Raw genomic sequence first — 26,646 nt, forward strand, 5'->3', positions numbered from 1 at the left:
CCCTATATGCTGTTATTGTAATGGCGCTGCACGCAGCCAACCTTCGATTAATGAATGGCCAGCGTAACGACGGACATCGGCGGCAGCTTCACGCTCAAACGACCGCCTTCAACATTGGCGCCGTCAAACGCTTTTGGTGCCACGGCATCCGGCTGCTCGAACGTATTGTGCGCGTTCATCCGGTCAGCCGTCAGAATCGTGCCGGAAGCCTGCACGCTTTCGGCAGCAAGGCCGCGAAGGTCCAGGCTAATTTCGGCTTCGCCGGCATGGTCGATGTTGACCAGGCTGACATGCACCTTGCCTTCGGCATCCCTGGAAGCCGACACGGTTACCTGCGGCAGTGCCTCGCCGCCCACTTCATAGCTTCCGACCGCAGACTCGACCGCCAGCACCTCGGCATCCTGATGGACCTTGAACATATCGAACACATGATACGTCGGCGTCAGGATCATCTTCTCGCCTTCGGTCAAAATCATTGCCTGCAGGACGTTCACCGTCTGCGCGATGTTCGTCATCTGGACACGGTCCGCATGGTTGTGGAAAATGTTGAAATGCACGCCGGCCACCAGCGCGTCGCGGATCGAGTTCTGCTGGTACAAAAATCCCGGATTTGTGCCCGGCTCCACGTCAAACCAGGTGCCCCACTCATCGATGATCATGCCGACGCGCTTCTCCGGATCGTATTTGTCCATGATCGTGCTGTGTTTCGTGATCAGTTCGTCCATATGCAGCGCCTTCTTCATGGTGATAAACCATTCGCCTTCTTCAAAATCGAGCGCCGAGCCTTTGCCCAGCCAGAAGTCGCCCGGGATCGTATAGTAGTGCAGGCTCAGACCGTCCATCAGCCAGCCGGCGTTTTTCATCAGCACTTCCGTCCAGTTATAATCGTCCACATTGGCGCCGCCGGCGATTTTGTAAATTTTGTTGTCGCCGTAATTACGCACGTACGTCTGATAACGGCGGTACAGATCAGCATAGTATTCGGGACGCATGTTGCCTCCGCAGCCCCAGTTTTCGTTGCCGACGCCAAAATACTTCAGCTTCCACGGCTGCTCTCTGCCGTTCTCTTTACGCCAGTTGGCCATCGGCGATTCGCCGTCAAACGTCATGTACTCGACCCACTCGGACATCTCCTGAACCGTGCCGCTGCCGACGTTGCCGCAAATGTACGGCTCGCATTCCAGCAGCTCGCAGAGCAGCATAAATTCATGGGTGCCGAAATGGTTGTTTTCGACGACTCCGCCCCAGTGCGTGTTGACCATCCGTTTACGGCCTTCCCTTGGGCCGACGCCGTCCTTCCAGTGGTACTCGTCGGCAAAGCAGCCGCCCGGCCAGCGCAGAACCGGCACCTTGATGTTCTTGAGGGCCGCCAGCACGTCGTTGCGGATCCCCTTCGTATTCGGAATCGGCGAATCCTCGCCGACCCAGATCCCTTCATAAATGCAGCGGCCCAGATGCTCCGCAAAATGGCCGTATATATTTTTATTGATTTTCCCTTTGGAAATATCCGTATTGACGATCACGTTATGCATGGCTGAATCCTCCCACGAGATGCTAAGTCTTTTATTTTGATAAAAACTTCCTATTATCCTTTAATGCCAGAGTTCAAATTGATTGACTGAATAAAATATTTCTGGGCGAAGGCGAACAGAAGCAGCGTCGGAATGATCGCCAGCATCGCCGAGCCCATCAGCTGCCCGATCATGCGGTAGTTGCCGTAAATATCCTGAAGCAGCAGCAAGCCCGCTGTAATCGGCATTTTATCCACGTCCGTATATACGATAACCGGCCACAGGAAGTCGTTCCACGATCCGACGAAGGAAAACAGGCCGCACACGATCAGCACCGGCTTGATGAGCGGCAGGATGATCGAAAAATAAATCCGGAAATCCCCTGCGCCGTCCACACGCGCCGATTCGTCCAGCTCGCCCGGAATGCCTTTCATAAACTGCCGGACCAGAAAAATGTTGCCCATACCTGCGAGACCGGGGATGATCATGGCCCAAGAGGTGTTCACCCAGCCGAAGGCGTCGATGATTTTATAGGAAGGGATGATGTTGACGACGCCCGGAAAAAACGAAATGCCCAGCAGCGTGAAAAACAGCGTGTCTCTCCCTTTGAAGTTCATGCGGGAATACCCGTAACCCGTAAGCGAAATAATGACGATGACGAGCAGCGTGTGCGATACCGCGATAAAGACGGAATTGAACAGCCAGCGCAAAATCGGTGCCGTGGACGTATTCTCCAGAATGGCGACGTAATTCTCAAAAATCCATTCCTTCGGAAACAGCCGAAAGCCCGAGGACACGACCTCGGTCTGCGAACGGAAGGAAGTCGTAATTCCGAACACGACCGGAATCACCCAAATGACGCAAAGCACGATCAAGAACAGGTAAGCGATATATTTGGAGATACTTACTTTTTTGGACATTTTGATTAACCCTACCTCTCGTATCCTAAATCCAGCCTCTGCCTAAGCGGCCTACCTCGTATTTCGATTCATGACATAATATTGCAGCGCCGAAATGACCAGAATGACCAAACCGAGCAGTACGGCCATCGCCGACGCCATGCCGGCAATCGATTCCCCTTGGCCAAAGGCCAGCTGGCGGATGTACATCATCAGGACGTGTGTGCTCTGTCTCGGTCCCCCATCGGTCATCATTAACGGCTGGCCGAACACGTTGAACGCGCCTGCCGTCGTCATGACGAACGTATAGATCAGCGGGAAATTGATGGATGGCAGGGTAATGCTGAAAAATCTGCGCACGGATCCGGCTCCGTCGATCTCCGCCGCCTCGTACAGTTCCTTGGAGACGCCGGCAATGGACGCGCGGTAAATGATCATGTTGCCGCCGACGCCGCCCCATACCGTGATGACGAAAATAATAATCCACGCATAAGGCTGCGTCGCCGCCCAGGCCACCTGCGAATGGAATACGTTGCCGGTAATGCCCAGCTGTTTATTGAAAATAAGCAGCCAGATCAGAGCAGCCGCGGAAATGGAGATCAAACCGGGAATATAGATGATCGACTGAATGACACCTTTCAGCTTGACCTGCTTGTGCTCGAGCGCGACGGCGACCAGCAAAGGAATAACGATGAGCAGCGGTACGCTGATCACGACGAACAGCAGTGTATTTTTCAGGCCGTTGAAAAATTGGGTGTGGAAGGTCGAGCTGCTGTCGAACAAAATCGTTTTATAGTTGGCCAGGCCGATCCATACCGGATCGTTCATCAGGTTCCACTGCGTAAACGAAGCATAGATCCCGTAAATCGTTGGGATCAGAATGAAGATAAGAAACAGAATCAGATGAGGGCCGACAAAGAAAAACGGTACAAATGATTTCTTATTCATAGCCTTGTAATTTCTCCTTTTGGAGAAATAATGCACCAGACGCTTTCGGTCCGGCACACTATTTCCTTCGTTCTGTATAGATTGAACTAAAGTTTTTTGCATGGAACCTCCTGTTAAAACGGTCCTCATACGGCCTATAACATTCATTTCTTTAGTTCATTCTATCTGCTTAGCAAAAGGCCTACTTGGTCGCCTGTTTACTGCTGCTCTCTGCGATCTTATCCTCGACGAACTTCTGCATCGTCTGCAGCGTTTCGTCCAAGTCCACATTGCCCCGGACGATATCGGCACAGTACGTATCCACGGCTTCGGCTACGTACGGATAGTATTCGTAAGTGTAGATGTACAGCGATTTCGTTTCCTGCTCATTCGAGGTGAAGAAGGACTGCATGAACTGCTTGTACTCCGGACTTTCGTTCACCTGCTTACTTGCGACGATTTGTCCGGCTTTCGCCCATTCCAGGGAGTGCTCGCGCACGAATTCCAGGAAGGCGCCGATGCCCGCTTCTTTCTCGTCCGAGCGCTTGTCGTTCTTGAACATCGTGAACAAGTGGGAGGAAGCGCGGTTCGTGAACTTGCCCGCCGTCGGCGAGTATACGTTGGTTACGCCGAAATTCAGGCCGTCAACCTTGGCGTGGGCCGTCGAGCTCCAGGTTCCGTCTGTCGAGAACAGCACTTTGCCGGACTGGAACATCAAGTAGCCGTCTTCGCCGAACGGTGTCATGAGGCCGGCGTCGGCGATCTTTTTCACATTTTCAAAAGCCTGCTTCATCACCGGCGTATTGACGGCCGGCTTGCCGTTTTCCTGGATGTCTCCGCCCAGGTCCTGAACCTGTGCCAGAATGACCCAGCCCAGCAGCGCATCGTTGACGACATATTCGTCCGAAGCCAGTTTGCCTTTCAGAGACAGCATTTCGTCGATGGTCACGACATTGTCGTCGAGAATGGATTCCGCGTTATACTTCTTCAGCAAATCTTTGTTGTAATACATGACGTTGCTGTGAATGTCGAGCGGAACCGTATATTGGGTGCCGTCGATGTTGCCTGTGGACCAGGCTTGCGGCAGGTAATTCGCTTCCTTGATTTCCGGCTGCCCCTTGATCGCGCTTTCGATCGGTTCCAGCACGCCCTGCTTCGCGAAGCCGGGAACGCGGTCGGCGTGGATAATGGCCAGGTCCGGAACGCCTTTGCCCGAGTTCAGCACGGTCGAAAGCTTGGTATACATATCGGAAGTGATGACGTGCTTCACTTTGATGTCAGGATTCGTCGCGTTATATTCTTTGACGATCTCATCCATGTAAGCCCCGTCGTCGCCCGTCAGCGGCGTCCAGAACGTAATCGTCTTCTCGCTGCTGCTTCCGCATGCCGACAACAGCATGCTTGCCGCAAATATCATCAATAATGAAATAACAAAGCTCTTCTTCAAAACTTCCGCCCCCTAAATGGAATACTATATCTCGTATTTTTTTATTGTTCAGCGTACTTCTTTTGATTTGAAAAACTTGAAAGCTTGCAATTTCACACGAACCCTTTTCACTTGTACGTACATGTCGATGTACATCAAGGCCATGTTGGATAGATGCCGCCAGCGCTCCTGCGGGTCGTTTCGTCCCACAAAAAACATCTGCCGTTCCTCTTGGCACGATCTTTCCTTTGCCAAACGTCAAAGAGGAATCGGCAGATGCAGTCATGCGAGTCTATGATGTTATGGGTTGCGTCCATGCCAATGGGTTATGAAGGCTGGTATGCCGGAACTCGCCTGCAAGCCAGGCAGCAAGGACCTGCCCTAATTAAGCTTTTTTCAGCCGGATCACGTTCCAGGATGCCTTGGACAGGCGGGCGCTCACAAACCCGTCCTTCAATGCCGCACTGCCTCGCGAATGCGGTTTAACGCTCTCTTCGGCCGCGGTATTGACCGCTTTCAAATCGTCGTTCTCCAGAACGATATGCTCAGCAATCTGGTAGCCTTCAAAGCCTCTGACGTCGCATTCCACGTCGAGCGCCTCCTCCAAATGGCGATTCAGCGCAAAGATGGTCAGCTCTTCTTCCTCTTCGTTATATACGACCGCCGTCTCCAAATAAGGCACATCGGTATAATCCTGGGCGTCGTATTTCGGCGAATCCACGATCGGTTGCAGGGATACCCCGCGTCCGTAACGTGAAGCGTGCAGGTATGGATAAAAAATCGTCTGCTTCCAGGAGCGCCCTCCGGTCTCGGTCATGATCGGCGCAATCACGTTGACCAGCTGCGCAAGGCAGGCCATCTTCACCCGGTCGGCATGCTTCAGGAAGGTGATAAGCATCCCGCCAACCAGCAGCGCATCTTCAAAGTTGTAGACATCCTCCAGCTGCGGCGGACCGACAGTCCAGGGATCGATCTTCGTATCCGCGTCGTTCGAATGGTACCAGACGTTCCACTCGTCGAAGCTCAGGTACATCGTCTTCTTGCTCCGCTTCTTCGCCTTCACGTAGTCGCAGGTGGAGATGACGGTGCGGATAAAATGGTCCATGTCCATCGTCCGCGCCAGGAAGTTTGCCGAATCGCCGTCCCGGTTACCGTAATACTGGTGCAGGGATACGAAGTCGGCTACGTCATATGTATGATCCAGTGTAATGGCTTCCCATTCCGGGAATGTCGGCATTCCCGTGCTGGAGCTGCCGCATGATACCAGCTCGATATCGGGATCCACCAGTTTCATGGCCTTGCCGGTCTCATAAGCCAGGCGTCCGTACTCCTGCGGCGTCTTCTGGCCGATCTGCCAAGGTCCGTCCATTTCGTTGCCGAGGCACCAGGTCTTGACCTTATGGGGCTGATCATAGCCGTGGCTGCGCCGCAGATCGCTCCAGTAGCTTCCGCTTGGATGGTTGCAGTACTCGAGCAGGTTTCTTGCCGCATCCACGTCCCGCGTTCCCAGGTTGACCGCCATCATGACCTCGGAGCCGATCTCCTTGGCCCATGCCATGAACTCGTTCGTCCCGACTTCGTTCGGCTCGATGGTGCGCCAGGCCAGCTCCAGCCTTCTTGGACGCGACTCGCGCGGACCGACGCCATCTTCCCAATTGTAGCCGGACACAAAATTACCCCCGGGATAACGGATAATGGGCACGCCCAGCTCCTGGACCAGCTGCTTTACGTCCTCCCGGAAACCGAGGCTGTCCGTCTCGGGATGGGACGGGTCATATATGCCGCCGTATACGGCGCGGCCTAAATGCTCAATAAACGAGCCGTAGATGCGCTTATCCACTTCGGCGATCCGAAATGCCTTGTCCACGACCACCCTGGCCTTATTTGCTGCTGATGCCACTGATATCACCTTCCATTTTAGAAAATAATAAAATAATTTGAGATAAATTGAATGAATCCGTTTACAAGTATAAAATAACATAGATGAAGTATGCTGTAAATAAATAAATGTAAATCTATTTATATTTTTTTAAACCAAAATGAAATTTCTGTGTCCGGAGCTATGTATAAACTCTAAGAAACCTTATAAAATCAAGGAAAATGCCAGTTTATTTTACTTTAAAAATACCTGAAGATCCCTCTGTGATTTGTAGAATATGCTATGACTATTTCGTATATATCTACAAAAAAGGAATGCATGCTTTCATTAACGATTTAGTTAGTTTATAATTATTTAAAATAAAAGAACACCACCTCTACAATCGGAAGAAGGTATTCAATTCCATGATCTATATTAAAAATCTGATGAGCGGGATCGACATTTTTAAGGCCCTCAGCTCGGAAATCCGGATCCAAATTCTCGAACTGCTCGCGAAAAACCAGGCGCTGAACCTGAACGACCTGGCCACCCGGCTGAACCTCAGCAACGGTGCGATTACGATGCACATCAAAAAGCTGGAGGAAAGCGGTCTGATTGAGATCAATACCAGCGTCGGCAAACACGGCATTCAGAAGATTTGTTACTTGAATAAGGACAAACTGATGGTCGACCTGCGCAGCAGGGACGTCGAAAACCTGTATGAAGTTGAAATTCAAGTCGGCCACTACAGCAACTATCAAGCGGTTCCTACCTGCGGTTTGGCCACCAAGGACAGCATCGTCGGCGACTTTGACGACCCGCGCTATTTTGCGGATCCGCAGCGGATCGACGCCGAGATCATTTGGCTGGCGGAAGGGTTTCTGGAATACCGGATTCCGAATTATTTGAAGCCGAACCAGACATTCCGCGAAATCCAATTTTCCATGGAGCTCAGCTCGGAAGCTCCGGGATATAACGATAATTACCCATCGGACATTTATTTTCACTTAAATGGGATCGAAATCGGTTCCTGGACCAGCCCGGGGGACTTCGGAGATGCCCGCGGCACGTTTAACCCGGATTGGTGGCCGCCGCATCTGAACCAATACGGCATGCTGAAGCTGATCCGCATCAACAACGATGGCAGTTTCATCGACGGCTGCCGGATTTCTGACGTGACGCTGGACCAAATTCAGCTGGATTACAAGAGCGAGCTTACCTTCCGTCTCTCGGTCACCGAGCAGTCGGTCAACAAGCGCGGCCTGACCATCTATGGCAAAAATTTCGGCAACTACAGCCAGGATCTGCTCGCCCGCGTATTGTATGATGTTAAGGAAGACTAATACTCGACTGATCTTGCCGTCTCTTCAATTTACGCGCTAACGCCGAATGTTTCGCATGAAATATGGATATCGTGTAAAATGTAATGAAGAGGAGTTGTGAACTATGTCCAATGACGAAATTATTTTGACCGCCGAAGGCCTTGCCCAACTGGAGGCTGAGCTTGAGGAATTGAAGACCGTCAAGCGCAAAGAGCTGGCCGCACGCATTAAGCTGGCGATCAGCTACGGCGACTTGAAGGAGAACAGCGAATATCACTCCGCCAAAGATGACCAAGCTTTTATGGAGACCCGCATTTTGCAGCTGGAGAAAATGCTGACCAAAGCCCGCATTGCCGATAAGGCAGACTCATCCGCTGTCAGTGTCGGCTCGTTCGTGAAGCTGCATGACATCGAGTTCAAGGAAGATCTCGAATACCGCGTGGTTGGTCCGGCGGAAGCGGACGTCTACCAGAACAAAATCTCGTATGAAAGCCCGCTGGGCAAAGAGCTGATCGGTAAAACGGTCGGGGACGTCGTTACCGTCGATGCACCGATGGGGCTGATCAAATACGAGGTGCTGGAAATCCGTTCTTCCTAAAGTCGGCTGCAGTTACCTAATAGGCCATACGTCTAAACAAGGACCGTTCCTGAATACAGGACGGTCCTTTGTTTAGAGATCATAAAGTATAAGTTTCGGAGCCTCTCGCTTCTGAATCTCGCAAGAAAGACTTCCGCTAAATGCGGTCTGTCTTCTGCGAAGATACGTCGGTAGACGTTTTTCTTATGAGATCAGAAAGAAAGTATAAGTTGATGTTTCGGAGCGTTTTTCCGGATTTTGCAAGTAAAACTTCCGCTAAATTATTACCGGACGGGCTTCAGCTCCGCTTCCGTGGACAGCTTGATCTTCTTCAGCCGCTTCATCACATCATTCTCGCCGCGGCCAAAGTAATCGTGCAGCAGGTTGTATTCCTGATACAGCTTCTCGTATACTTCAACGTTCTCCGGAATCGGCTTGAACGTCTCCTCCTTAACGCGCGCCATTTGCTGCGCCGCTGTCACGACATCGTCGTAGCCGCCGGCTTCCTTGCCTGCAGCCACCGCGGCGAAAATCGCGGCGCCGAGCGCCGGCGTCTGCTTGGAATCCGCCACGAAAATTTCGCGTTTGGTCACGTCGGCGTAAATCTGCATCAGCAGGCGATTTTTCTGCGGGAGGCCGCCGCAGGCGTAGAGTGCATCCACATCGACACCGCTCTCCTGGAACGCGTCGACGATTTTCCGGGTGCCGAAAGCGGTCGCTTCAAGCAGGGCACGGTATACTTCCTGCGGCTTTGTCAGCAGCGTCATGCCAAGGATCATCCCCGTCAGGTCGGTATCGACCAGAACAGAGCGGTTGCCGTTCCACCAGTCGAGCGCGAGCAGGCCCGATTGGCCCGGTTTGTAGGCAGAAGCTTCCCTTTCCAGCCATTGGTGAACACTCAGCCCTTCCTTCGCCGCGGCTTCTTTCACATAGGCAGGCAAGGATTCTTCTACGTACCATTCAAAAATATCTCCGACCGCCGACTGACCGGCTTCGTATCCGAAGAGTCCCGGAATGATGCCGTCCTCCACGACGCCGCACATGCCTTCGACTTCTTTTTCCTCCGTGCCGAGCACCATATGGCAGATCGACGTGCCCATCGCCATGACGAGCTTGCCCGGCGTTACGACGCCGACCGCCGGCACGGCCGCATGAGCGTCCACGTTGCCCGCCGCCACCGCAATGCCTGGCTTAAGGCCCATCATCTCCGCCATGGACGGCTGCAGTCCTCCCGCATTGCTTCCGAGCGGAATGACCTCGCCGCGCAGCTTCGTATCGGTCAGATGCTCCAGGCGCGGATCGAGCGCTTTGAAGTATTCCTTCGACGGATAACCGTCACGCTTATGCCAAATCGCCTTATAGCCCGCCGTACAGCTGTTGCGGACGATGTTGCCCGTCATCTGCGAGATGACCCAGTCCGTCGCTTCCAGAAACATGTTCGTCTTCTCATAGATGTCCGGCGCCTCGTCCAGGATTTGCCAAATTTTGGCGATCATCCACTCGGACGAAATTTTGCCGCCGTACCGGGCCAGAAACGCCTCACCGCGCTCCTCGGCGATGCGGTTGATCTTGTCGGCTTCCGGCTGCGCCGCGTGATGCTTCCACAGCTTCACCCAGCTGTGCGGCTGGTCCGCCAGCTCGGCCTGGAAGCACAGAGGCTCGCCGGCCTCGTCGACGGGCAGCATCGTACAGGCGGTAAAATCGATGCCGATCCCGATGATATCCTCGGGATTGACGCCCGATTCACGAACGACGGCCGGCACGGAAGTTCTCAGCACCTCCAGGTAATCGTCCGGATGCTGCAGCGCCCAATCATACTCCAGCTTGATGCCCGATCCGGGCAGCCGCTCGTCGATGACATGGTGCGGATACGGCGTTACATGGTCGGCGATTTCATGGCCGTTCGACAAATCCACCAGTACAGCACGTCCGGACTGGGTCCCATAATCCACTCCGATGGTATACTTTTTCCCCATTTTGGATTCCTCCGCGTTTTCAAAATTTATAAGTGCTGTGTCACTTCTGCCCGTAGTAGGCGTTAACTCCATGCTTCCGTAAAAAGTGGCGGTCCAGCAGGCTCTGGTCCATCGGCGGCGTCTCCGGGTTCAGCTGAAGCATCCGGGCCGTAATCTTGGCCACTTCCTCGAGCACCACCGCATTGTGCACCGCATTATGCGCATCCTTGCCCCAGACGAACGGGGCATGCGCATGCACGAGAATCCCCGGCACCTCCAGCGGGTCCAATCCCAGCTCGTGAAAACGTTCCACGATGACGTTGCCGGTCTCCAGCTCGTAAGCGCCTTCAATCTCCACCTTCGTCATCGGTCGGGTGACCGGAATCTCACCGTAGAAATAGTCGGCATGCGTCGTCCCGCAAGCAGGCAGCGCCCGCCCGGCCTGGGCCCAGCTCGTGCCCCACGGGGAGTGGGTATGCACCACGCCGCCGATTTCCGGGAAGGAGCGGTACAGCACCATATGCGTCGGCGTATCGGACGACGGGCGCAAATTCCCTTCAACCACCCGGCCTTCCAGATCAACAACGACCATGTCCTCCGCCTTCAATTCTTCGTAAGGCACCCCGCTCGGCTTGATGACGAACAGCCCGCTCTCGCGGTCGATGCCGCTGACATTTCCCCAGGTAAACGTGACGAGCCCGTGTTTGGGCAGGTCCAAATTCGCTTCCAGCACCTGCTGTTTCAGTGCTTCCAGCATTGCAGACACTTCCTCTCCCACTATAGTTGTACGTACAAGTTGTATGATGAAAGTCCGTATAACCGGACTTTCATCTGCCTTTTTACACGTTAACGTTCAGGTTTACAACCGAGTCCCGCTCCACCAGCTCGGGTTCGTACAAGGTATCTCCGGGAGCCAATCCCTCTTCGATGATCGCGATCAGCTGGCTGGCCGCATCCCGGCCCATGGCCGTCTTGGGATGAGTCAGCGTCGTCAGCTTCGTTCCGGAAGCCGAGGCCAGCATCGAGTCGTCGAAGCCGACGAACGACACGTCCTCCGGCACTCGGAGTCCGAGCTGCAGCGCGGCCCCCATCAGGCTGACCGCCAGCTCGTCGTTGTAGCAGACGAATGCGGTCGGGCGTTCCTCCGCCGCTCCGCTCAGCAGCTGCAGCGCCTGCCGGAACGGCAGGTCGTTCTTCTGCTCGGTCGTATATGTGACGACCCGCTTCGGAGCGACGGCGACGCCGCGCGCTTTGTGGGCGGCCAGAAAGCCCTTCAACCGGTTGACGCCCTGCAGGTCGTCCCGCTTGAAGAATCCGGCGATCCGGGTATGCCCGTTCGCCAGCAGATGGTCGGCTGCCTTGTAGCCGCCCAGCTCATCGTCGACCCGAAGCAGCGGGCACTCCAGCTCCCGGTACTTCTCGTTGATCATCAGGTAAGGAATGCCCTTCTCCTGCAGCTCCAAATAATAGCCAAGGTTCGGGTTGCCCTCCGCGCTCTTCGTCGGTTCGATGATCAGTCCGCTGAGCGGCTGGCTGGTCATCAGCTTCAGGCTCTCCATTTCCTTGTCCTTGTTATTGTCGGTGCTGGACAGCAGCAGCCGGTAGCCTTTGCTCCGCAGCTCAGCTTCCGCACCCCGTACGATATGCGGGAAGATGTAATCCGATATATAAGTCGTCATAATGCCGATCGTCTTGACCAGCTCGCTCTCGCGGCGTCCCGGAAACCGGGCGAAGGTGCCTTTGCCCTGGATCCGTTCAAGCCAGCCTTCCTTCTCCAGCTCGCTGAACGTCTGGCGCACCGTCTGGCGGCTCAGGCCGAACTGTTCGGCAATTTCATTTTCAGAAGGAACCTGCTGCCCGGGCTTCAGCTTGCCCGATTCAAACCAGGACAGCAGCTCGTTCTTCAGTAGAATATATTTGGGAATCCGTCTGTTATTCATCATTCACCTCAGCGGCATGCTCTGTATTTCGGCCTTGCGGGCTAGATCTGCCGATTCATCCCGGAAGGCTTCGTTCTCTTTGAGTATTGTAACACAAGGCCGGGTGAACACAGACATCGGTCCGGTTATCTCAAGCGGTAAGCCGCCTCGCTCCAGCGAAGCTCGTTCTTCAGGCGCTGCACGGACGTATCTTTATCGATGACCACGGCTTCGATGCCGGCCATTTCGGCGAAGTCCGTCAGGTTCTCAGCCGTCATGGCATAAGACAGCACCGTATGATGCGCGCCGCCGGCCAGGATCCAGGCTTCAGCCGATTCGCGGAGCGACGGCTGCGGCTTCCACAGCACGCGGGCCACCGGAAGCTTCGGCATCGGCTTGTCGACCTTCACGCCGTCCACGACGTTCACCAGAAGGCGGAAGCGGTGTCCAAGGTCGACGAGGGAAGCGTTGACCGCCGGGCCGTCCTGGCCGTCGAACACGATGCGGGCCGGATCCTCTTTGCCGCCGATGCCGAGTGGATGCACTTCAATCGTCGGCTTCGTGGCCGCGATCGTCGGACATACCTCGAGCATGTGCGCTCCGAGAATCATATGGTTGCCCGGCTCGAAATGGTACGTGTAATCCTCCATGAACGAGGTGCTCTTGTTGTTTGCAAGAACCTTAAGGACGCGGGTCAGTGCAGCCGTCTTCCAGTCGCCTTCGCCGCCGAAGCCGTATCCGGATTCCATCAGCCGCTGCACGGCAAGACCCGGAAGCTGCCGGAGTCCGTGAAGGTCTTCGAACGTCGTCGTGAAGGCCCCGAATCCGCCTTCCTCCAGGAAGCGGCGCATGGCGATTTCGATCCGCGCTTGATAAGCGATGGCGTCGCGCACCGGACCGGCAGACAAGCCCGCCTGTGTAATGCTGTACTGCTCTGCATACTCTTTCAGGAGCGTCTCTACTTCGCTGTCCTGCACTTCGTTCAGCACCTGGACCAAATCACCGACGCCGTAGCCGTTGACCGACCAGCCGAACTGAATTTGCGCTTCAACCTTGTCGCCTTCCGTAACGGCTACTTCGCGCATGTTGTCGCCAAAGCGCGCTACCTTCAGGCTGCGGCTCTCCGCGAAGGCTGCCGCCGTGCGCATCCATCCGCCGATACTGCGGCGCACGTCTCCGTCTTCCCAGTGGCCGACGACCACCTTCCGGGCGATGCCCAGTCTGGCTCCGATATGACCGTACTCGCGGTCGCCATGGGCAGCCTGGTTAAGGTTCATAAAGTCCATGTCGATCGTTTCCCAAGGGATGTCGCGGTTAAACTGCGTATGCAGGTGAAGCAGCGGCTTCTGGAGCTGCGTCAGGCCGCGGATCCACATTTTCGCCGGAGAGAACGTATGCATCCACGTAATAATGCCGGCACAGGATTCGTCACTGTTCGCCTCAACGATCAGCTGGTAAATCTCGTCGGACGTCTTCACGATCGGTTTAAAAACGACCGGATACGGAATCACAGCGGTATCCTGCCCGAGCTGCTCTGCGATGATCCGGGAATGATCGGCTACCTGTTCCAGCGTTTCGGGTCCGTATAAGTGCTGGCTGCCGGTTACAAACCAAAATGAATGCGGTTTCAATTTCATGATTATAGCCTCCCATGTTTCGGTTTCGTCCACTTGCTGTGCGTAAACTGATATTTTTACTTGTACATACTTATATATAGTAATACACAATTTATCAGAACATGTACGTACAAGTTGTATGGGTTCATTGTATCCCCGCCATGTCAAAAAGGCAAGAACAATTTTGCCTGATTTGTGCTGTTGACTTGGTAGTAAAAAAGGAGCATAATCGGTTTGAAAATAAGTTAGTAAGTACTTACTTTTGAACTTTGCTTGCTGCTGGGATATCTCTTATCGGCTGGCGGGCGATCCTGGCGGCAATCCACGCGGGCCTTCTCCACCTTGGGCTTTGCGTATGAATGGATAACCCGAAGACGACAATAACCACATCTAAGAAAAGGAGCAATGCATCATGAATTTCAAACATATTACGGTTGCCGGCAGCGGCGTGCTGGGCAGCCAAATTGCTTTCCAGACCGCCTTCAAGGGCTTTGAAGTCACGGTATACGACATTAACGATGAGGCACTGGACCGGGCCAAAAGCCGGATCCACGATCTGATGCCCCATTATCAGAGCGATCTTGGCGCCTCGGAGGAAGAACTTGCCGCGGCTTTTAGCCGGCTCTCCTTCAACAGCGACCTGGCCCAAGCGGTTGCACAGGCCGATCTGGTGATCGAAGCGATCCCCGAAGTGGTGCAGATCAAAACTGATTTTTACCAGGAGCTGAGCAAGGTGGCCCCGGAACGGACCGTATTTGCCACAAACTCTTCCACCCTGCTGCCGAGCCAGTTCGCCGAAGCAACCGGGCGGCCGGAGAAGTTTTTGGCGCTCCATTTTGCCAATGAAATCTGGAAAAACAACACCGGCGAAATCATGAAGCATCCCGGCACGGACACGACCGTGTTCAACGACGTCATCGAATTTGCCAAAGCGATCGGCATGGTGGCCCTGCCACTGCATAGGGAGCAGCCCGGCTACATCCTGAACTCCCTGCTGGTCCCGCTGCTGGAAGCCGCCCAGCTGCTGCTGGTCAAAGAAGTGGCCGACCCGGAAACGATCGACAAAACATGGATGGTGGCAACCGGCGCTCCGATGGGGCCGTTCGCCATTCTGGACGTGGTGGGCATCAACACCGCCTACAATATCGGCCTGGCCAAAGCCAAGGCGACCGGCGACCCGGAATTCGAAAAGATCGCGAATCTCCTGAAATCCGAATACCTCGATAAAGGCAAGATTGGCCGCGCCGCCGGCGAGGGCTTCTACAAATATCCGAATCCGAGCTTTGCGGAGCCTGGATTTTTAAAAAGTTAACCTGATATAATCATCTAAAAAGGCATACAAAAAGACCAGCTTACATGCTGGTCTTCTTTGTCACTTCTATTATAATTTTAAATACACGGACACCCTTTTCACGAAACTGAAGGAGATCGATATGAACAAAGGCGAACAGACCAAGCAGCGGATCATCCAGCAGGCAAGAACGCTTTTCTCTACATCCGGCTATGACGCCACGAAGACGAGCGAAATCGCCAAAGCCTGCGGCATTTCCGAAGCGGCCATGTATAAATATTTCAACAGTAAAATGGAACTGCTCAAAGCGTGCGTTGTTACAGCCGAGCCCGATGAAGAAACTACGGCGCACACAGATTTGAGCCAGAGCACAAACGAAGAGCTGATCGACCGTTACGTGAATAAACGGATCACGATGATCGAGCGCAACCATGAGCAGTACAGCATTCTTTTTGCCGAATCCTCGCGTTACCCGGAGCTTTCCCAATACTTTGACCAATCCCTGTACCGGCAAAGTGCCGAAATCAAGGAGATCAAGCGGCGGATCGAGGAAGGGAGCATGAACGGGATCCAAGAAATTTTCACCCTGGAGCTGGGTCTGACGGTCGGCATTTGCTCCATTCTCCAGCATGACCAAATGAATCAGGGCGCACTGCTGCAGAACCTTTCCGAGTTCCGAAGCGAAATGACCCGGTTTATGAAATACGGTTTGATCGGCAGGCCATGACTTGTTATTAAAAAGCGGTTATTTAAAATGTGCTCAGCCGCGACCGGCCGAAGTCAGCCGCACCCCTATATTCCAGGGATCCCTGACGAGAAAGGCGCCTTCTTCCTGCTCTTCCGCAGCCATTCCCGCTTCACGGACCCGCTGGACGAGCTCCTCCACCTCACGCGCCCCCGGCAGCACGATCGTCATATAATCGATTCCGGTGCCATTGGCCGGTACCGGCGGCGCTCCGGCGCCGGCCCAAATATTCAGGCCGACATGGTGATGGTAACCTCCGGCCGAAATGAACAGTGCGCGCATCCGCGCATAATCGCCGACCACGTCAAACCCCAGTATATCGCAGTAGAAACGCTTCGCTTCGGGCAGGCTTCCGACATGGAAGTGAACATGCCCGATCACCGTTCCCGCAGGCAGCCCCTGCCATTCCAGCCCGGCCGACTGCTCCAGCAGGCCGCGAATGTCCACCGCTTCGGTGACCATAACGTAATTCCCGTTCGGCTCCTTGCGCCACGTATCTCTTGGACGGTCTGCATAGACCTCGATCCCGTTCTGATCCGGATCGCTCAAATAGATCGCTTCGCTGACCGCGTGGTCCCCTTGGCCAAACGGCGTGTCGGTCTGGATGAAATGGCGGACGACCGTTCCGAGATGTTCCCGGCTCGGCAGCAGGATCGCAAAATGGTACAGTCCCGCATGCGAACGCTCCGGCACGATGACGGCGTCCTCCAGCTCCTCGAGGATCAGAATCGGGCTTGCGGATCCCCTTGGTCCCAGCTCCGCCGTACTCCCCTCTCTCTTCAACACTTCCAGTCCGATAATTTCTGTATAAAAGGCGATGGAACGGTCCATCCGGCTGATCTTGATTTTAACCGGTCCAAGCTTCATTTCAGGATGCATGTCGGCACTCCCCTAACTTTTTATTTAATTACTTTTTGTAAGTAAGTATATTTTTATAATGAGTTTTTGTCAAGCAAGCTTTGCAGCGAGGATCGGAAGACCGGTAGTTGAACATTTTAGAAGAAACCATCCAGCTCCCTATCCGTATACATTAGAAATATGGCATGACAAGGAGGAATCGAGATGAAGTGTCCGATATGTGAAGACTCCCGCATGAAGGAAGTGGAGAAAGACGGGATTCTGATCGACATTTGCCCGACATGCAAAGGCGTGTGGCTGGACCGCGGAGAGTTGGACAAGCTGATGTCCGACGTGCGTGAAGTCCGAGGAGACTATAATGAATGGTATTACGGAGATGCTGACCGAAACCAGAGGCCAAGGGACAGCTACCCTTCAGGCCAGCCCTATCCACCGCAGCAACAGTCCTATGACAAATATGACAAGCATGGCCACTCCTCTTATCCGCATCATAAGAAAAAGAAAAAAAGCGTGCTCGACGTGTTCGGGGACTTGTTCGATTAACACCCGCACAGCAAAAACCCCTGGCTCCGTATCGGAGCCGGGGGTTTCGTTATGTTCTGCCTCTTATTCGTCTTCTTTGAAAACTGGACGAAGCCGGATGGAAAACTCGAATTCCCGCTCATCGAGCCGGTACTTCTCCAGCAGCTCTGGACCGCAGGAATTGGAACCGACGCCGCTCATTTTGTAGTCAAGATGAACGATCGTCTCCTTCCGCTTGACCAGCTGGTGCAGGTGGGCTGCTTCCTCCAGGTCTTCCGGTGAGTAATGGGAGGCGTTTAACGAAAACGGCGCATTTCCGTGGAAAGCAAGCCCCATGCCCCGTTCGCTGGTCACCGTCGCCCACTCCGTCCCGTAGCGAGAGCCGTTCTCCTGCGGCATAATGTACGGCTCGAACATGTCGTCGACGCGGAGAAGGTATCTGCCGACCCGTACGCTTTGGCGCTTGTCGACATAGCTCGCATGCGGACCCAGACCGAAATACTCAACCTCCTCGGTGCCGGCCGGCATGACGGCCTTCAGCCCAAAGCGGGGCAGAAACGGCAGCCCCTCCCGAAGTTTGACGCTCGTGGCCAGCGCGATCTCTCCGGAACCGTCCACCCGCCATACGGCCTGTCCATGAAGGACAGGATGCTTCATGTAGCCGCCGAGCGAAAAATCCACGGTCATCTCGATCGCATCGTCTTGCGGCTCGCTGACCCGGACCTGGTATACTTTCGTGCCTGCCCGGTGATAACCCGCATCTTTCCATTGACGCTGGACGTTGCGGTCATTGTCCGTCGGCGCCCGCCAGATGCTAAAGGATAGCGGCGCTGCGAGCATATCCACCCCCTGCTTCGAGATGCAGATGAAGGTTCCAAGGTTCCGGTCGAACACGTGGCGGAAATCCATACCCGTCACGATCAGCTGCGCCCCGTCCTCCGCGACGTGCACGGGACGTGCGCGCAAAGCCGTCAGCCACCCTTGCTCCGGCTGGACTGCAGACTCCTCCGCCGCCATTTCAAACTGGGCGAACGCAATTTCCTCTCCCCGCTCGGACCACTCCGTGGATTCGCAGAGCGACGCGGTCAGCGTCAGGAAGCAGCGGCCATCGGGAAAAGCCTTTTGAAACGGAATGATGACCGTCACGCTCTCCTGCGGACCAGCCTGGATCGTCCCCAGGCTTCCCTGCTCCACAATTTCTCCGCAGCGCTCCAGCGTCCAGTCGAAGGTCAGATGGGACAGATCCGAAAAATCGTAAAGATTCGTAATGATCAGCGTGCCGCGCGACAAATCCTCGGCTTCCATTCGCACCGGTGCAATGACCTGCTTGAGCTCCAGCAGTCCGGCATGCGGAACCCGGTCCGGCGACACGAGGCCGTCGATGCAGAAGTTGCCGTCGTTCGGATGGTCCCCGAAGTCCCCGCCGTATCCGAAATATTCGCGCCCGTCCGGCGCCTTGGTGCGGATGCCGTGATCATTCCATTCCCACACGCAGCCGCCCATCAAATTCGGGTATGCGTAGAACAAATCCCAATACTCTTTCAGATCGCCGGGCCCATTGCCCATGGCATGGCTGTATTCGCACAGGAACAGCGGCTTCGCGTGATCCGGATTTTGACCGTAGCTCTCCACGTATTCCAGCGTCGGATACATTTCGCTTTCGATGTCGAGCGCCTCGGTATCGGCATCGCCGTGGTAACGCCGGGAGGCGCCTTCATAATGGACAAGCCTGCTGGCATCCCGGCTACGGGTCCATTCGGCCATGGCGATATGATTGCGCCCGTATCCCGATTCGTTGCCCATGGACCAGATAATGACGCAAGGATGGTTTTTGTCGCGCTCCACCAGCCGGATGGCCCGGTCCACAAATGCCTTTTCCCAATCAGGATCGCGGGTCAGCTGATGGAAATCGCCGGATACGGCCAGCCCATGGCACTCCAGATCGGCCTCGTCGACCACATAGAAGCCCATCCGGTCGCACAGCTCCAAAAACCGCGGGTCGTTCGGATAGTGGGAGGTCCGGACCGTATTGACGTTATGCCGCTTCATCAGCTTCAAGTCCCGGATCATGTGGTTCAGCGGCACCGTCTGTCCCAAATCTGGGTGGGAGTCGTGACGGTTCACACCCTTCAGCTTGACAGCTTGGCCGTTGATCCGGAATACGCTGTCAACGATGTCAATCCGGCGGAATCCGACCGGAAAACGGAGCACTTCCCTTCCGTCCTGCACAAACAGCTCATACAGATAGGGCTGTTCCGCGTTCCAAAGCACCGGATTTTCGATGTCCAGCGTGATGACGCTCCGCCCGTCTGCCCGCACCGCCCCCTTGGCGACGGTCGTTCCTTCCGCATCCTGCAGCAGCGCCAGCGCATCCAGGGCGCCGGTCGTCTCCAGCTCACACAGAAGCTTCGCTGAGGAGTGATCCGGTGAAATGTCCTGTTTGATAAATACGTCGCGGACATGAGCCTCATCCCGGGCTAGAAGGTATACATCCCGGAAAATCCCGGAGAAACGCCATAGGTCCTGGTCTTCCAAATAAGTGCCGTCGCACCATTTCAGGACCATGACGGCGATGCGGTTCGTACCCGGCCGGATCAGTCCGGAAACGTTAAACTCGGCCGGAATCCGGCTGCCTTGGCTGTATCCGGCGAACTGCCCGTTGATCCACAGGTAGAAGCAGGAATTGACCCCTTCGAACATGGTATAGACCTGCTTGCCCGTCCAGTCTTCGCGCACCGTAAACTCTCTGACGTAGAGCCCCGCCGGATTCGCATCCGGGACATATGGCGGATCTACCGGGATCGGATAATTGACATTCGTATAATGGAGCTGGTCGTAGCCTTCGGTCTGCCAGCATGACGGGACGACAAGCTCATCCCATGATGAAGCATCGAAAGCGTCTTCATAAAACGGATCCGTCACGTCCTGGACACTTTCGTGGTACCTGAATTTCCAGGCCCCATTCAAGGTTTGGAACAAAGGGGATCTCGAGCGCTTGCCGGAACGCGCCGAAGCGGCGTCGCCATAAGGAATGTAATAGGATCTCGGCTCTTCGCGGTGAATATGAAGGACGCTTGTGTCTTCCCAAACCCGGTCAAGCTTTATCATTCGGATCATCTCCTTAATTTACGGTTAACGTATCGCCAAAAACAGTTCAAGCTGTATTCGCTGCCTGTAGCCAGGCAGCCGTCCTACGGTTATATATCGATAATGCAATATCGTTAGTTCAATGAATCCGCTGCTGCGCATCAAGTGCGGATATGGGACAGTACGGCCGCCTGCTTCCGGCCGGCGATAAGCCTCTCCCCGTCCGTAAAGCCTTCCTCCCGCCCTTCCAGCTCACGGATGAGAATAGAACGCCAATGATCGATCCGTTCCCGGCAGGCTTCGTCGGAAATGGCGTTGTGCAGCTCCATAGGGTCTTCCGCCAGGTTAAAAAACTGCTCTTCTCCAGTTTGCGGATACCAGATGAACTTCTCGGTCCCGTCCGTGACCCATTGGGTAGACTGATGACCGTACGCATGCTCCCCATGCAGATGGCTCCGCCATACCGGCGATGCTGTATCCGCTTCGTTCCTGGCCGCTGCCAGCCTCCAGATGCTGTCCCCTTCCACGCTTTCCGGGATCTGAACCCCGGCTGCATCAAGCAGCGACGGCATGATGTCACGCAGCTCCACGACCTCATCGGCCACGGTGCCCCGCTTGAGATGGAGCCGGCCGCCAGGGTCGTTCACGATCAACGGCACGTGGGCACTTCCTTCATAGGGCAGCGCCTTCCGGAACAAGTGATGGTCGCCAAGCAGCTCCCCATGATCCGAGGTAAACATGATCACCGTGTTATGGAGCTCTCCGTACTCGTTCAGCGCCTGCAGGAACCGGCCGATTTGGTGGTCCAGATGGGTGATCAGCGCATAATAGGCGGCCATCGCCCGGCGCAGCCTTCGTTTGGGGACGAGCCCCTTGCCCGTTGTCGGCGCCAAACCTTCCAGGGCGGGGTCATCCCCCTGCGCCCAGTCTCCGACCGGCGGATCCGGAATATCCGCATCTTCGTACAGGTCCAGATACGCCTGCGGCGGATCGAACGGCGGATGCGGACGGACGAAGGACATCCATAGAAAAAACGGCTTGCCCGGGTCTCTGCGGCGCAGAAAGTCGATCGACTGGGTCACGACCCAGTTCGTCGGATGCTTCATTTCGTCCAGATGCCACGGCCGTGCGACGGTCGATGCGTTGCAGTCCAGGCCCGTGTCGATCAGATCGGCGCCGGGCACCCTTTCCCGGAGCCACTGCAGGTAATCGTCCACCTGATCGTAATGCTCCTGCATCGGGATGCCGTGAAAATTGCGGTTGTGATGCAGGTATCCGTCATGCAGCACCACATTGTGAAAGCCCATCAGGTTTCGGGCGGGATACACATGCATTTTACCGATGCACTGCGTATGGTATCCCGCTTTGGCCAGTTCCCCGGGCAGCGTGACCGGATCATTCCACGGTACCCGGTCCTGATACCCAACGCGTCCGTGCGTCCGCTGAGACTGGCCCGTAAAGATGGCCGCCCGCGCCGGCACGCAGGTCGGGGTTGCCGAATAGGCGCGGCTGAACCTCACGCCGGTCCGGGCAAGCTCGTCCAGATTCGGCGTTTCCACGACGGGGTGGCCGGCGATGCTGAGGCAGTCGAATCGCATCTGATCCACGGTAATCAGCAGCACGTTGGGCCTGCCTTGCTCTTCGTTCCTATTCATCGGCTCTCCTCCTTGAATCCAGCGGATATGATCGATAACCCTGAGAGAATCCTTGAAAATGCCTGTTCCCCCTTATTAAACCCTTCACGTGATGAAAAGTAAATGAAATTATTCGTTTTTTCGTGCAGATTACCCCGATGGGAAAACGATGAAAACGGATTACTCTGATTACTTTATTTCAAAAAGAAATTAAGGTCGGTATAATGGGGGGATAACACCTCACAGATGAGGATGCAGTCCGGTTGCCACTTGCTGGGGCCGTGTGTATGATAATCATGAAGCAGCCTGTACGTATAATTGTAGAAAAACCATTGCCAGCAGAGCCCTTCCGGCGTTTGCCGCCGGATCATATTGTGGGGCAATAAATCGCTGGCCTTAACGGTTCAGAATAGTGAGGATAACGACGATATGCAAGATTTTAAGGAAGAGAGATGGAATGTAAAAGAACGCATTCCCTCACCGAAAGCCAAGGAACTGTTCTATGATATCCGGCGCAAGCAGGAGATTTCCAAGAGCGACCTGCTGGCGTCAAGCGGGCTGACGATCAGTACGCTGACCCGCGTCCTCGACGAGCTTGTCTCCATCGGCGTCATTAGCGAGAGCGGCCTCGGCGCTTCGACCGGGGGACGGCGTCCGATTCTGTACCAGGTCCGGGGCGAGTACGGCTATGCGTTTGGCCTGGATGTCTCCCGCGTCGTCTCCCGCCTCATTTTGCTCGATTTAGCCGGGCAGACGCTGGAAACAGCCGAATGGGACATGACAGGCGACATGACGCCGGAGCGGCTCATCGGCGAGGTTGTCGGCCGAGCCCGGGAATGGATTGCCGCGCACGGCATCCCGCTGGATCAAATCATTGGCATGGGTATCGGCGCCGTCGGCCCGCTCGACCGCGATGCGGGCATCATCGAGGAGCCGGAGTGGTTTGCCGCGCCGGGCTGGCAGCATGTCGAGATCGTGCGCCTGATTGAGGAGGCGCTGCACGTTCCGGTGCTGCTCGACAACGGCGCCAATGCCGCCATCGTCGCCGAAGCATGGGCGAACCGCGGCAAGGATTTCCGCCACATGCTGTACGTGCATGGCGGCACGGGCCTGCGGCTGTCCATGATGTCGGACAGCAAGCTGATCTATGGGGCAGCCGATATGGAAGGCTCGTTCGGGCAGATGATCATCCAGGCGGATGGCATCCCTTACCGAACCGCCAAAGGCAATCACGGCTGCCTCGATTCCTACGCGTCGGTCCATGCGATCGAACGCGAGGTGAATTCCCGGCTGCGGATCGGCCGAAGCAGCCGGCTGCAGCAGATGCTGGAGCCGGGCGAGCCGGCCCGCTTCAGCCACATTATGCAGGCGCTGAAGCAGATGGATCCGATGGTCACGGAAGTCGTGACCCAGGCGGCAACGTACTTCGGCATCGGCTTGGCCAACCTGCTGAACATTTTGTATCCCGAGAAGGTCGTTCTCGGCGGGCCGCTGATGACGGATTCGAACCTGTTCTTCTATACGGCGACCCAGACCGCCATCCGCAAAACGTACCATTACCCGAAATATCAGGTCATTTTCAGCAAAGGCAGCTATGGCGAGGAAGCGATCGCCGTCGGGGCGGCGCTCCTGATGCTGGAGCAACTGACCTGCTGAGCCGGCTGCGTCCGTGAAGCCCTCAGGGCCCGCCGCATCCTCATAGCTCGTTTTTTGGAGCCGCTTTGCCCTCAAAGCCTGTTGAGACCCTCAGAGCCCGCAGCGGCCGCCGCCCTCCCAGAGAGCACACTGCTGCCTGCCCAGCTATGAAGCCAGCCGGGCTTGAGCTGTTGCCAGCATGCGGGCGGACACGGGTTAAATCCGAACGGACACAAGACATGAAAGAACGAACATCCTCCTACCAGGAAAGGAGCAAGGACCAAAAATGACCCAAGAGACCTCCTCCACCGTTCCAACGTCGGGAAATGCCGGAAAGGCCGAAACCTCCTCCTGCTGCTGTTCTGCCGGGCGTGAAGCCGCTTTGCAGGCTCCCGCCTGCGGAACGCCTGCTGCCGGGGACTTAAACGCGCCTGAAGCAAAGGATTTTCACGAAGGGGAAACAGGGGTCGCAAGCAGCCTTCCGCAGCTTCAAGGTTCCGGCAGGGCAGAGACCGGCACGGAATCGGACACACCGGCGGCAGCATCGCCTGATCCCAAGGAAGCTTCGCCGGCTCATACCGGCACTGCAGCCGAGCGTTTCCACAGCTCAGCCGCCCAGCAGGAGCCGAGCCTAGCGGAACATTCCGCTCGGCCCGATCCTTCCCAATGGCCGATCATCCCCGAGGGTACCTATATCCTCGGCACCGATGACGGGGAAGGCTTCGCCTCGGACGCCGAAGGGCCTGCACGGCCGGTGCACATTTCGGCGTTCCGCATATCGCCTTATGCCGTCACGAACGCCGAATTCGCCGCTTTCGTCCAGGCGACCGGCTACGTCACCGAAGCCGAGAAATTCGGCTGGTCGTACGTTTTCCAGCTGCTGATTCCGGATCCCCAGCAGGTGAAGATCGTCGGCTCTCCGGAGCGGACGCCATGGTGGCTCGGCGTCGAAGGCGCCACCTGGCGGGAGCCGGAAGGCCCCGGCAGCAGCATTGGTGACCGGATGGACCATCCCGTGGTCCACGTCTCCTGGAATGACGCTGCCGCTTACTGCGCCTGGGCTGGCGTCCGGCTGCCCAACGAAGTGGAGTGGGAAGCCGCGGCCCGCGGCGGCCTGGAGCGCAAGCGTTACCCTTGGGGCGACGTGCTGCGCCCCGGCGGCGAACACCGCTGCAACATTTGGCAGGGCGTATTCCCTACCAAAAACCACGCCAGCGACGGCTACCTCGGCACCGCCCCCGTTGACGCCTATCTTCCGAACGGATACGGGCTGTATAACATGTCGGGCAACGTATGGGAATGGTGCGGGGACTGGTTTACGTCCGACCCTGCACAGCGCGGATCTTCGGACCGGCCGGAAGGGCCTGCCCAGGGTAACGCCCGCCTCATGAAGGGCGGATCGTATTTATGCCATCAATCCTACTGCAACCGGTACCGCGTCGCTGCACGCAGCGGCAACACGCCGGACAGCTCTACAGGCAACATCGGTTTCCGCGTGGTAGCGGATCTGTAACGACAAGCCCAAAAAGGCACCGCTCCTCATGCGAAGCGGTGCCTTTTTGGCGTTAGCTTATTTGGCTTCCTTCGAGCTGACGCCAGGCCGCGATCCCAGACACGCTTCACAATCACCGCTCGTTGTATGATGTGTTTCGAAACAGAATAAAACGGACTAGCGCTTATTATGCTAGTCCGTTTCTGTTTGTTCTTGATTATTCATTTTGAGCTGTTTTCGTTTGACATGGGCTACTCCCCATTGATGCAGGTATTCCAAAATCGGCGACAGGCTCTTTCCGTATTCCGTGATGGAGTATTCCACTTTAGGCGGGACCTGCGGATAAACGACTCGTTTGACGATCTCCTCTTCCTCCAATTCGCGCAGATGGAGCGTAAGCATCCTTTGCGTGATATCGGGCAGCAATCTTCTGAGCTCATTGAACCGCAAAGGCTTGCCTTGAAGCAAATGATAAAGGATAATCGGCTTCCATTTGCCGACGATCGAATCCAGCGCAACTACGAATTGACATTGGGCAGGGTTCTTTTGCATAGGCCCACCTCCGTTACGGTACCTTTTTTGTTACTATACCACATTATTGTGCCTACTTACCATAAGTGAGTTAGTATTATATGATCAGCATTGTAAGTGTTCTTAATATCATTACAGAAGGGAAGTTTGAAGCATGGCAACTGTACTGTACATCACTGCACATCCCCTTAATCCGGAGGAATCTTATAGCCTTGCGGTGGGCAAACAATTTATTGGAGCGTACCGTGAAGCAAATCCAACCGACGAAGTTGTTCATTTGGATCTGTATAAAGAAAATATTCCGCAAATCGATGCTGATGTTTTAAGGGGATGGGGAAAGCTTCAGTCGGGTTCGTCTTTCGATCAGCTGTCCGAAGCTGAAAAATCAAAAGTGGCCCGTCTTGAGGAAATTCTCAATCAATTTATGGCAGCCGATAAGTACGTTTTTGTGTCTCCGATGTGGAATTTTACGGTCCCGCCGGTTTTGAAAGCATACACGGATGCGACCTCCATTCCGGGCAAAACGTTCAAGTATACCGAAAAGGGTCCTATAGGTCTGCTGCCCGGCAAGAAAGCCTTACACATTCAAGCCAGCGGTTCCGTTTATTCGGAGGGTCCTTTAGCTCCAATAGAAATGGGATACAGCTATATGAAAACGATTTTGCAGTTCTATGGGATTGAAACTGAGGCTATTTTTGTTGAAGGAACGGCGGTATCAGAGCAGGCTCCTTTTATAAAAGAAAAAGCGATTGCACAGGCTAAGGAAGCTGCCAAACGTTTCTAACTTGAGGGGCGCCATCGTTCTCGAACTGAAATCCGCAAGAATGAATCCCCCGGAAGT

General features: G+C 55.3%; 21 protein-coding genes. 8 read left to right on the forward strand and 13 right to left on the reverse strand.

The features are described from left to right. Positions 1–47: 47 nt before the first annotated feature. From IAE55_RS21870 to arfA, 5 genes are all read right to left on the reverse strand, one after another. The gene (locus IAE55_RS21870; protein WP_145163481.1) at positions 48–1,532 is read right to left on the reverse strand and encodes an alpha-N-arabinofuranosidase; all 1,485 of its coding nucleotides are present in this window, start codon (positions 1,530–1,532) and stop codon (positions 48–50) included. Between the two features lie 53 nt (positions 1,533–1,585). Further along, positions 1,586–2,431: a carbohydrate ABC transporter permease gene (locus IAE55_RS21875; RefSeq protein WP_089548563.1), complete on the reverse strand. Its 846-nt coding sequence runs from the start codon at positions 2,429–2,431 to the stop codon at positions 1,586–1,588. Between the two features lie 51 nt (positions 2,432–2,482). Continuing rightward, positions 2,483–3,358, reverse strand: coding sequence for a carbohydrate ABC transporter permease (locus tag IAE55_RS21880; RefSeq protein WP_145163484.1), 876 nt, complete (start codon positions 3,356–3,358; stop codon positions 2,483–2,485). 181 nt (positions 3,359–3,539) lie between these two features. Beyond that, the gene (locus tag IAE55_RS21885; protein ID WP_145163631.1) at positions 3,540–4,754 is read right to left on the reverse strand and encodes an extracellular solute-binding protein; all 1,215 of its coding nucleotides are present in this window, start codon (positions 4,752–4,754) and stop codon (positions 3,540–3,542) included. Between the two features lie 394 nt (positions 4,755–5,148). After that, the gene (gene arfA / locus IAE55_RS21890; RefSeq protein WP_200633884.1) at positions 5,149–6,744 is read right to left on the reverse strand and encodes an arabinosylfuranosidase ArfA; all 1,596 of its coding nucleotides are present in this window, start codon (positions 6,742–6,744) and stop codon (positions 5,149–5,151) included. A gap of 302 nt (positions 6,745–7,046) precedes the next feature. Between arfA and IAE55_RS21895 the strand changes: the two genes are divergently transcribed. Then, entirely contained in the window at positions 7,047–7,964 is a 918-nt protein-coding gene (locus IAE55_RS21895; protein ID WP_076173556.1) for an ArsR/SmtB family transcription factor, read from the forward strand. Between the two features lie 103 nt (positions 7,965–8,067). Further along, entirely contained in the window at positions 8,068–8,541 is a 474-nt protein-coding gene (greA, locus tag IAE55_RS21900) for a transcription elongation factor GreA (RefSeq protein WP_105444972.1), read from the forward strand. A gap of 263 nt (positions 8,542–8,804) precedes the next feature. On the opposite strand, the gene IAE55_RS21905 is transcribed toward greA, so the two are convergent. The 4 genes from IAE55_RS21905 to araA form a co-directional block, all read right to left on the reverse strand. Further along, entirely contained in the window at positions 8,805–10,496 is a 1,692-nt protein-coding gene (locus tag IAE55_RS21905) for a ribulokinase (RefSeq protein ID WP_145029580.1), read from the reverse strand. Positions 10,497–10,536: 40 nt separating this feature from the next. Next, positions 10,537–11,232 (reverse strand): L-ribulose-5-phosphate 4-epimerase, encoded by a 696-nt coding sequence (gene araD / locus IAE55_RS21910; protein WP_105444971.1) that lies wholly within the window; start codon positions 11,230–11,232, stop codon positions 10,537–10,539. 82 nt (positions 11,233–11,314) lie between these two features. Continuing rightward, positions 11,315–12,415 carry a GntR family transcriptional regulator gene (locus tag IAE55_RS21915; RefSeq protein ID WP_200633909.1) on the reverse strand — a complete coding sequence of 367 codons (1,101 nt, stop codon included), beginning with the start codon at positions 12,413–12,415 and terminating at the stop codon, positions 11,315–11,317. Positions 12,416–12,540: 125 nt separating this feature from the next. After that, on the reverse strand, positions 12,541–14,031 hold the full coding sequence (araA, locus tag IAE55_RS21920; RefSeq protein WP_200633885.1) for an L-arabinose isomerase: 1,491 nt from the start codon (positions 14,029–14,031) through the stop codon (positions 12,541–12,543). A gap of 391 nt (positions 14,032–14,422) precedes the next feature. Between araA and IAE55_RS21925 the strand changes: the two genes are divergently transcribed. Together IAE55_RS21925 and IAE55_RS21930 are read left to right on the forward strand one after the other, a co-directional pair. Further along, the gene (locus IAE55_RS21925; protein WP_200633886.1) at positions 14,423–15,322 is read left to right on the forward strand and encodes a 3-hydroxyacyl-CoA dehydrogenase; all 900 of its coding nucleotides are present in this window, start codon (positions 14,423–14,425) and stop codon (positions 15,320–15,322) included. 121 nt (positions 15,323–15,443) lie between these two features. Then, complete coding sequence (locus IAE55_RS21930; protein WP_145029588.1) at positions 15,444–16,028, forward strand: TetR/AcrR family transcriptional regulator; 585 nt, start codon at positions 15,444–15,446, stop codon at positions 16,026–16,028. Positions 16,029–16,061: 33 nt separating this feature from the next. On the opposite strand, the gene IAE55_RS21935 is transcribed toward IAE55_RS21930, so the two are convergent. After that, on the reverse strand, positions 16,062–16,925 hold the full coding sequence (locus IAE55_RS21935) for a VOC family protein (RefSeq protein WP_200633887.1): 864 nt from the start codon (positions 16,923–16,925) through the stop codon (positions 16,062–16,064). Between the two features lie 183 nt (positions 16,926–17,108). On the opposite strand from IAE55_RS21935, the gene IAE55_RS21940 reads away from it, so the two are divergent. Next, positions 17,109–17,447: a TFIIB-type zinc ribbon-containing protein gene (locus IAE55_RS21940; protein ID WP_076173548.1), complete on the forward strand. Its 339-nt coding sequence runs from the start codon at positions 17,109–17,111 to the stop codon at positions 17,445–17,447. 63 nt (positions 17,448–17,510) lie between these two features. On the opposite strand, the gene IAE55_RS21945 is transcribed toward IAE55_RS21940, so the two are convergent. Further along, positions 17,511–20,534 (reverse strand): glycoside hydrolase family 2 TIM barrel-domain containing protein, encoded by a 3,024-nt coding sequence (locus IAE55_RS21945; protein ID WP_200633888.1) that lies wholly within the window; start codon positions 20,532–20,534, stop codon positions 17,511–17,513. Positions 20,535–20,674: 140 nt separating this feature from the next. Then, positions 20,675–22,168 carry an arylsulfatase gene (locus tag IAE55_RS21950; protein ID WP_200633889.1) on the reverse strand — a complete coding sequence of 498 codons (1,494 nt, stop codon included), beginning with the start codon at positions 22,166–22,168 and terminating at the stop codon, positions 20,675–20,677. Between the two features lie 408 nt (positions 22,169–22,576). Here IAE55_RS21950 and IAE55_RS21955 point away from each other — a divergent pair, with 408 nt between their 5' ends. Further along, entirely contained in the window at positions 22,577–23,803 is a 1,227-nt protein-coding gene (locus IAE55_RS21955; protein ID WP_200633890.1) for an ROK family protein, read from the forward strand. A gap of 265 nt (positions 23,804–24,068) precedes the next feature. Further along, positions 24,069–25,295 carry a formylglycine-generating enzyme family protein gene (locus IAE55_RS21960; protein WP_200633891.1) on the forward strand — a complete coding sequence of 409 codons (1,227 nt, stop codon included), beginning with the start codon at positions 24,069–24,071 and terminating at the stop codon, positions 25,293–25,295. 171 nt (positions 25,296–25,466) lie between these two features. Here the strand turns inward: IAE55_RS21960 and IAE55_RS21965 are convergent, their stop codons facing one another. Further along, a complete protein-coding gene (locus IAE55_RS21965; protein ID WP_105444962.1) occupies positions 25,467–25,826 on the reverse strand; it encodes a winged helix-turn-helix transcriptional regulator in 360 nt (119 codons plus the stop codon). Between the two features lie 133 nt (positions 25,827–25,959). On the opposite strand from IAE55_RS21965, the gene IAE55_RS21970 reads away from it, so the two are divergent. Continuing rightward, positions 25,960–26,589, forward strand: coding sequence for an FMN-dependent NADH-azoreductase (locus IAE55_RS21970; protein ID WP_200633892.1), 630 nt, complete (start codon positions 25,960–25,962; stop codon positions 26,587–26,589). Positions 26,590–26,646: the final 57 nt, after the last annotated feature.

The sequence above is a fragment of the Paenibacillus sp. S28 genome (genome assembly GCF_016624415.1).
Taxonomy (GTDB): Bacteria; Bacillota; Bacilli; order Paenibacillales; family Paenibacillaceae; genus Paenibacillus_AQ; species Paenibacillus_AQ favisporus.

What these genes read in the sequence shown, in the direction of transcription:
- IAE55_RS21905 (WP_145029580.1), bottom strand. Translation starts at nt 10,496, where the DNA reads ATGGGGAAAAAGTATACCATCGGAGTGGATTATGGGACCCAGTCCGGA.
- IAE55_RS21870 (WP_145163481.1), bottom strand. Translation starts at nt 1,532, where the DNA reads ATGCATAACGTGATCGTCAATACGGATATTTCCAAAGGGAAAATCAAT.
- IAE55_RS21945 (WP_200633888.1), bottom strand. Translation starts at nt 20,534, where the DNA reads ATGATAAAGCTTGACCGGGTTTGGGAAGACACAAGCGTCCTTCATATT.
- arfA (WP_200633884.1), bottom strand. Translation starts at nt 6,744, where the DNA reads ATGTTATTTTATACTTGTAAACGGATTCATTCAATTTATCTCAAATTA.
- IAE55_RS21950 (WP_200633889.1), bottom strand. Translation starts at nt 22,168, where the DNA reads ATGAATAGGAACGAAGAGCAAGGCAGGCCCAACGTGCTGCTGATTACC.
- IAE55_RS21925 (WP_200633886.1), top strand. Translation starts at nt 14,423, where the DNA reads ATGAATTTCAAACATATTACGGTTGCCGGCAGCGGCGTGCTGGGCAGC.
- IAE55_RS21960 (WP_200633891.1), top strand. Translation starts at nt 24,069, where the DNA reads ATGACCCAAGAGACCTCCTCCACCGTTCCAACGTCGGGAAATGCCGGA.
- IAE55_RS21895 (WP_076173556.1), top strand. Translation starts at nt 7,047, where the DNA reads ATGATCTATATTAAAAATCTGATGAGCGGGATCGACATTTTTAAGGCC.
- IAE55_RS21880 (WP_145163484.1), bottom strand. Translation starts at nt 3,358, where the DNA reads ATGAATAAGAAATCATTTGTACCGTTTTTCTTTGTCGGCCCTCATCTG.
- IAE55_RS21965 (WP_105444962.1), bottom strand. Translation starts at nt 25,826, where the DNA reads ATGCAAAAGAACCCTGCCCAATGTCAATTCGTAGTTGCGCTGGATTCG.
- greA (WP_105444972.1), top strand. Translation starts at nt 8,068, where the DNA reads ATGTCCAATGACGAAATTATTTTGACCGCCGAAGGCCTTGCCCAACTG.
- araA (WP_200633885.1), bottom strand. Translation starts at nt 14,031, where the DNA reads ATGAAATTGAAACCGCATTCATTTTGGTTTGTAACCGGCAGCCAGCAC.
- IAE55_RS21875 (WP_089548563.1), bottom strand. Translation starts at nt 2,431, where the DNA reads ATGTCCAAAAAAGTAAGTATCTCCAAATATATCGCTTACCTGTTCTTG.
- IAE55_RS21915 (WP_200633909.1), bottom strand. Translation starts at nt 12,415, where the DNA reads ATGAATAACAGACGGATTCCCAAATATATTCTACTGAAGAACGAGCTG.
- IAE55_RS21935 (WP_200633887.1), bottom strand. Translation starts at nt 16,925, where the DNA reads ATGCATCCTGAAATGAAGCTTGGACCGGTTAAAATCAAGATCAGCCGG.
- IAE55_RS21940 (WP_076173548.1), top strand. Translation starts at nt 17,109, where the DNA reads ATGAAGTGTCCGATATGTGAAGACTCCCGCATGAAGGAAGTGGAGAAA.
- IAE55_RS21885 (WP_145163631.1), bottom strand. Translation starts at nt 4,754, where the DNA reads ATGATATTTGCGGCAAGCATGCTGTTGTCGGCATGCGGAAGCAGCAGC.
- IAE55_RS21955 (WP_200633890.1), top strand. Translation starts at nt 22,577, where the DNA reads ATGCAAGATTTTAAGGAAGAGAGATGGAATGTAAAAGAACGCATTCCC.
- araD (WP_105444971.1), bottom strand. Translation starts at nt 11,232, where the DNA reads ATGCTGGAAGCACTGAAACAGCAGGTGCTGGAAGCGAATTTGGACCTG.
- IAE55_RS21930 (WP_145029588.1), top strand. Translation starts at nt 15,444, where the DNA reads ATGAACAAAGGCGAACAGACCAAGCAGCGGATCATCCAGCAGGCAAGA.
- IAE55_RS21970 (WP_200633892.1), top strand. Translation starts at nt 25,960, where the DNA reads ATGGCAACTGTACTGTACATCACTGCACATCCCCTTAATCCGGAGGAA.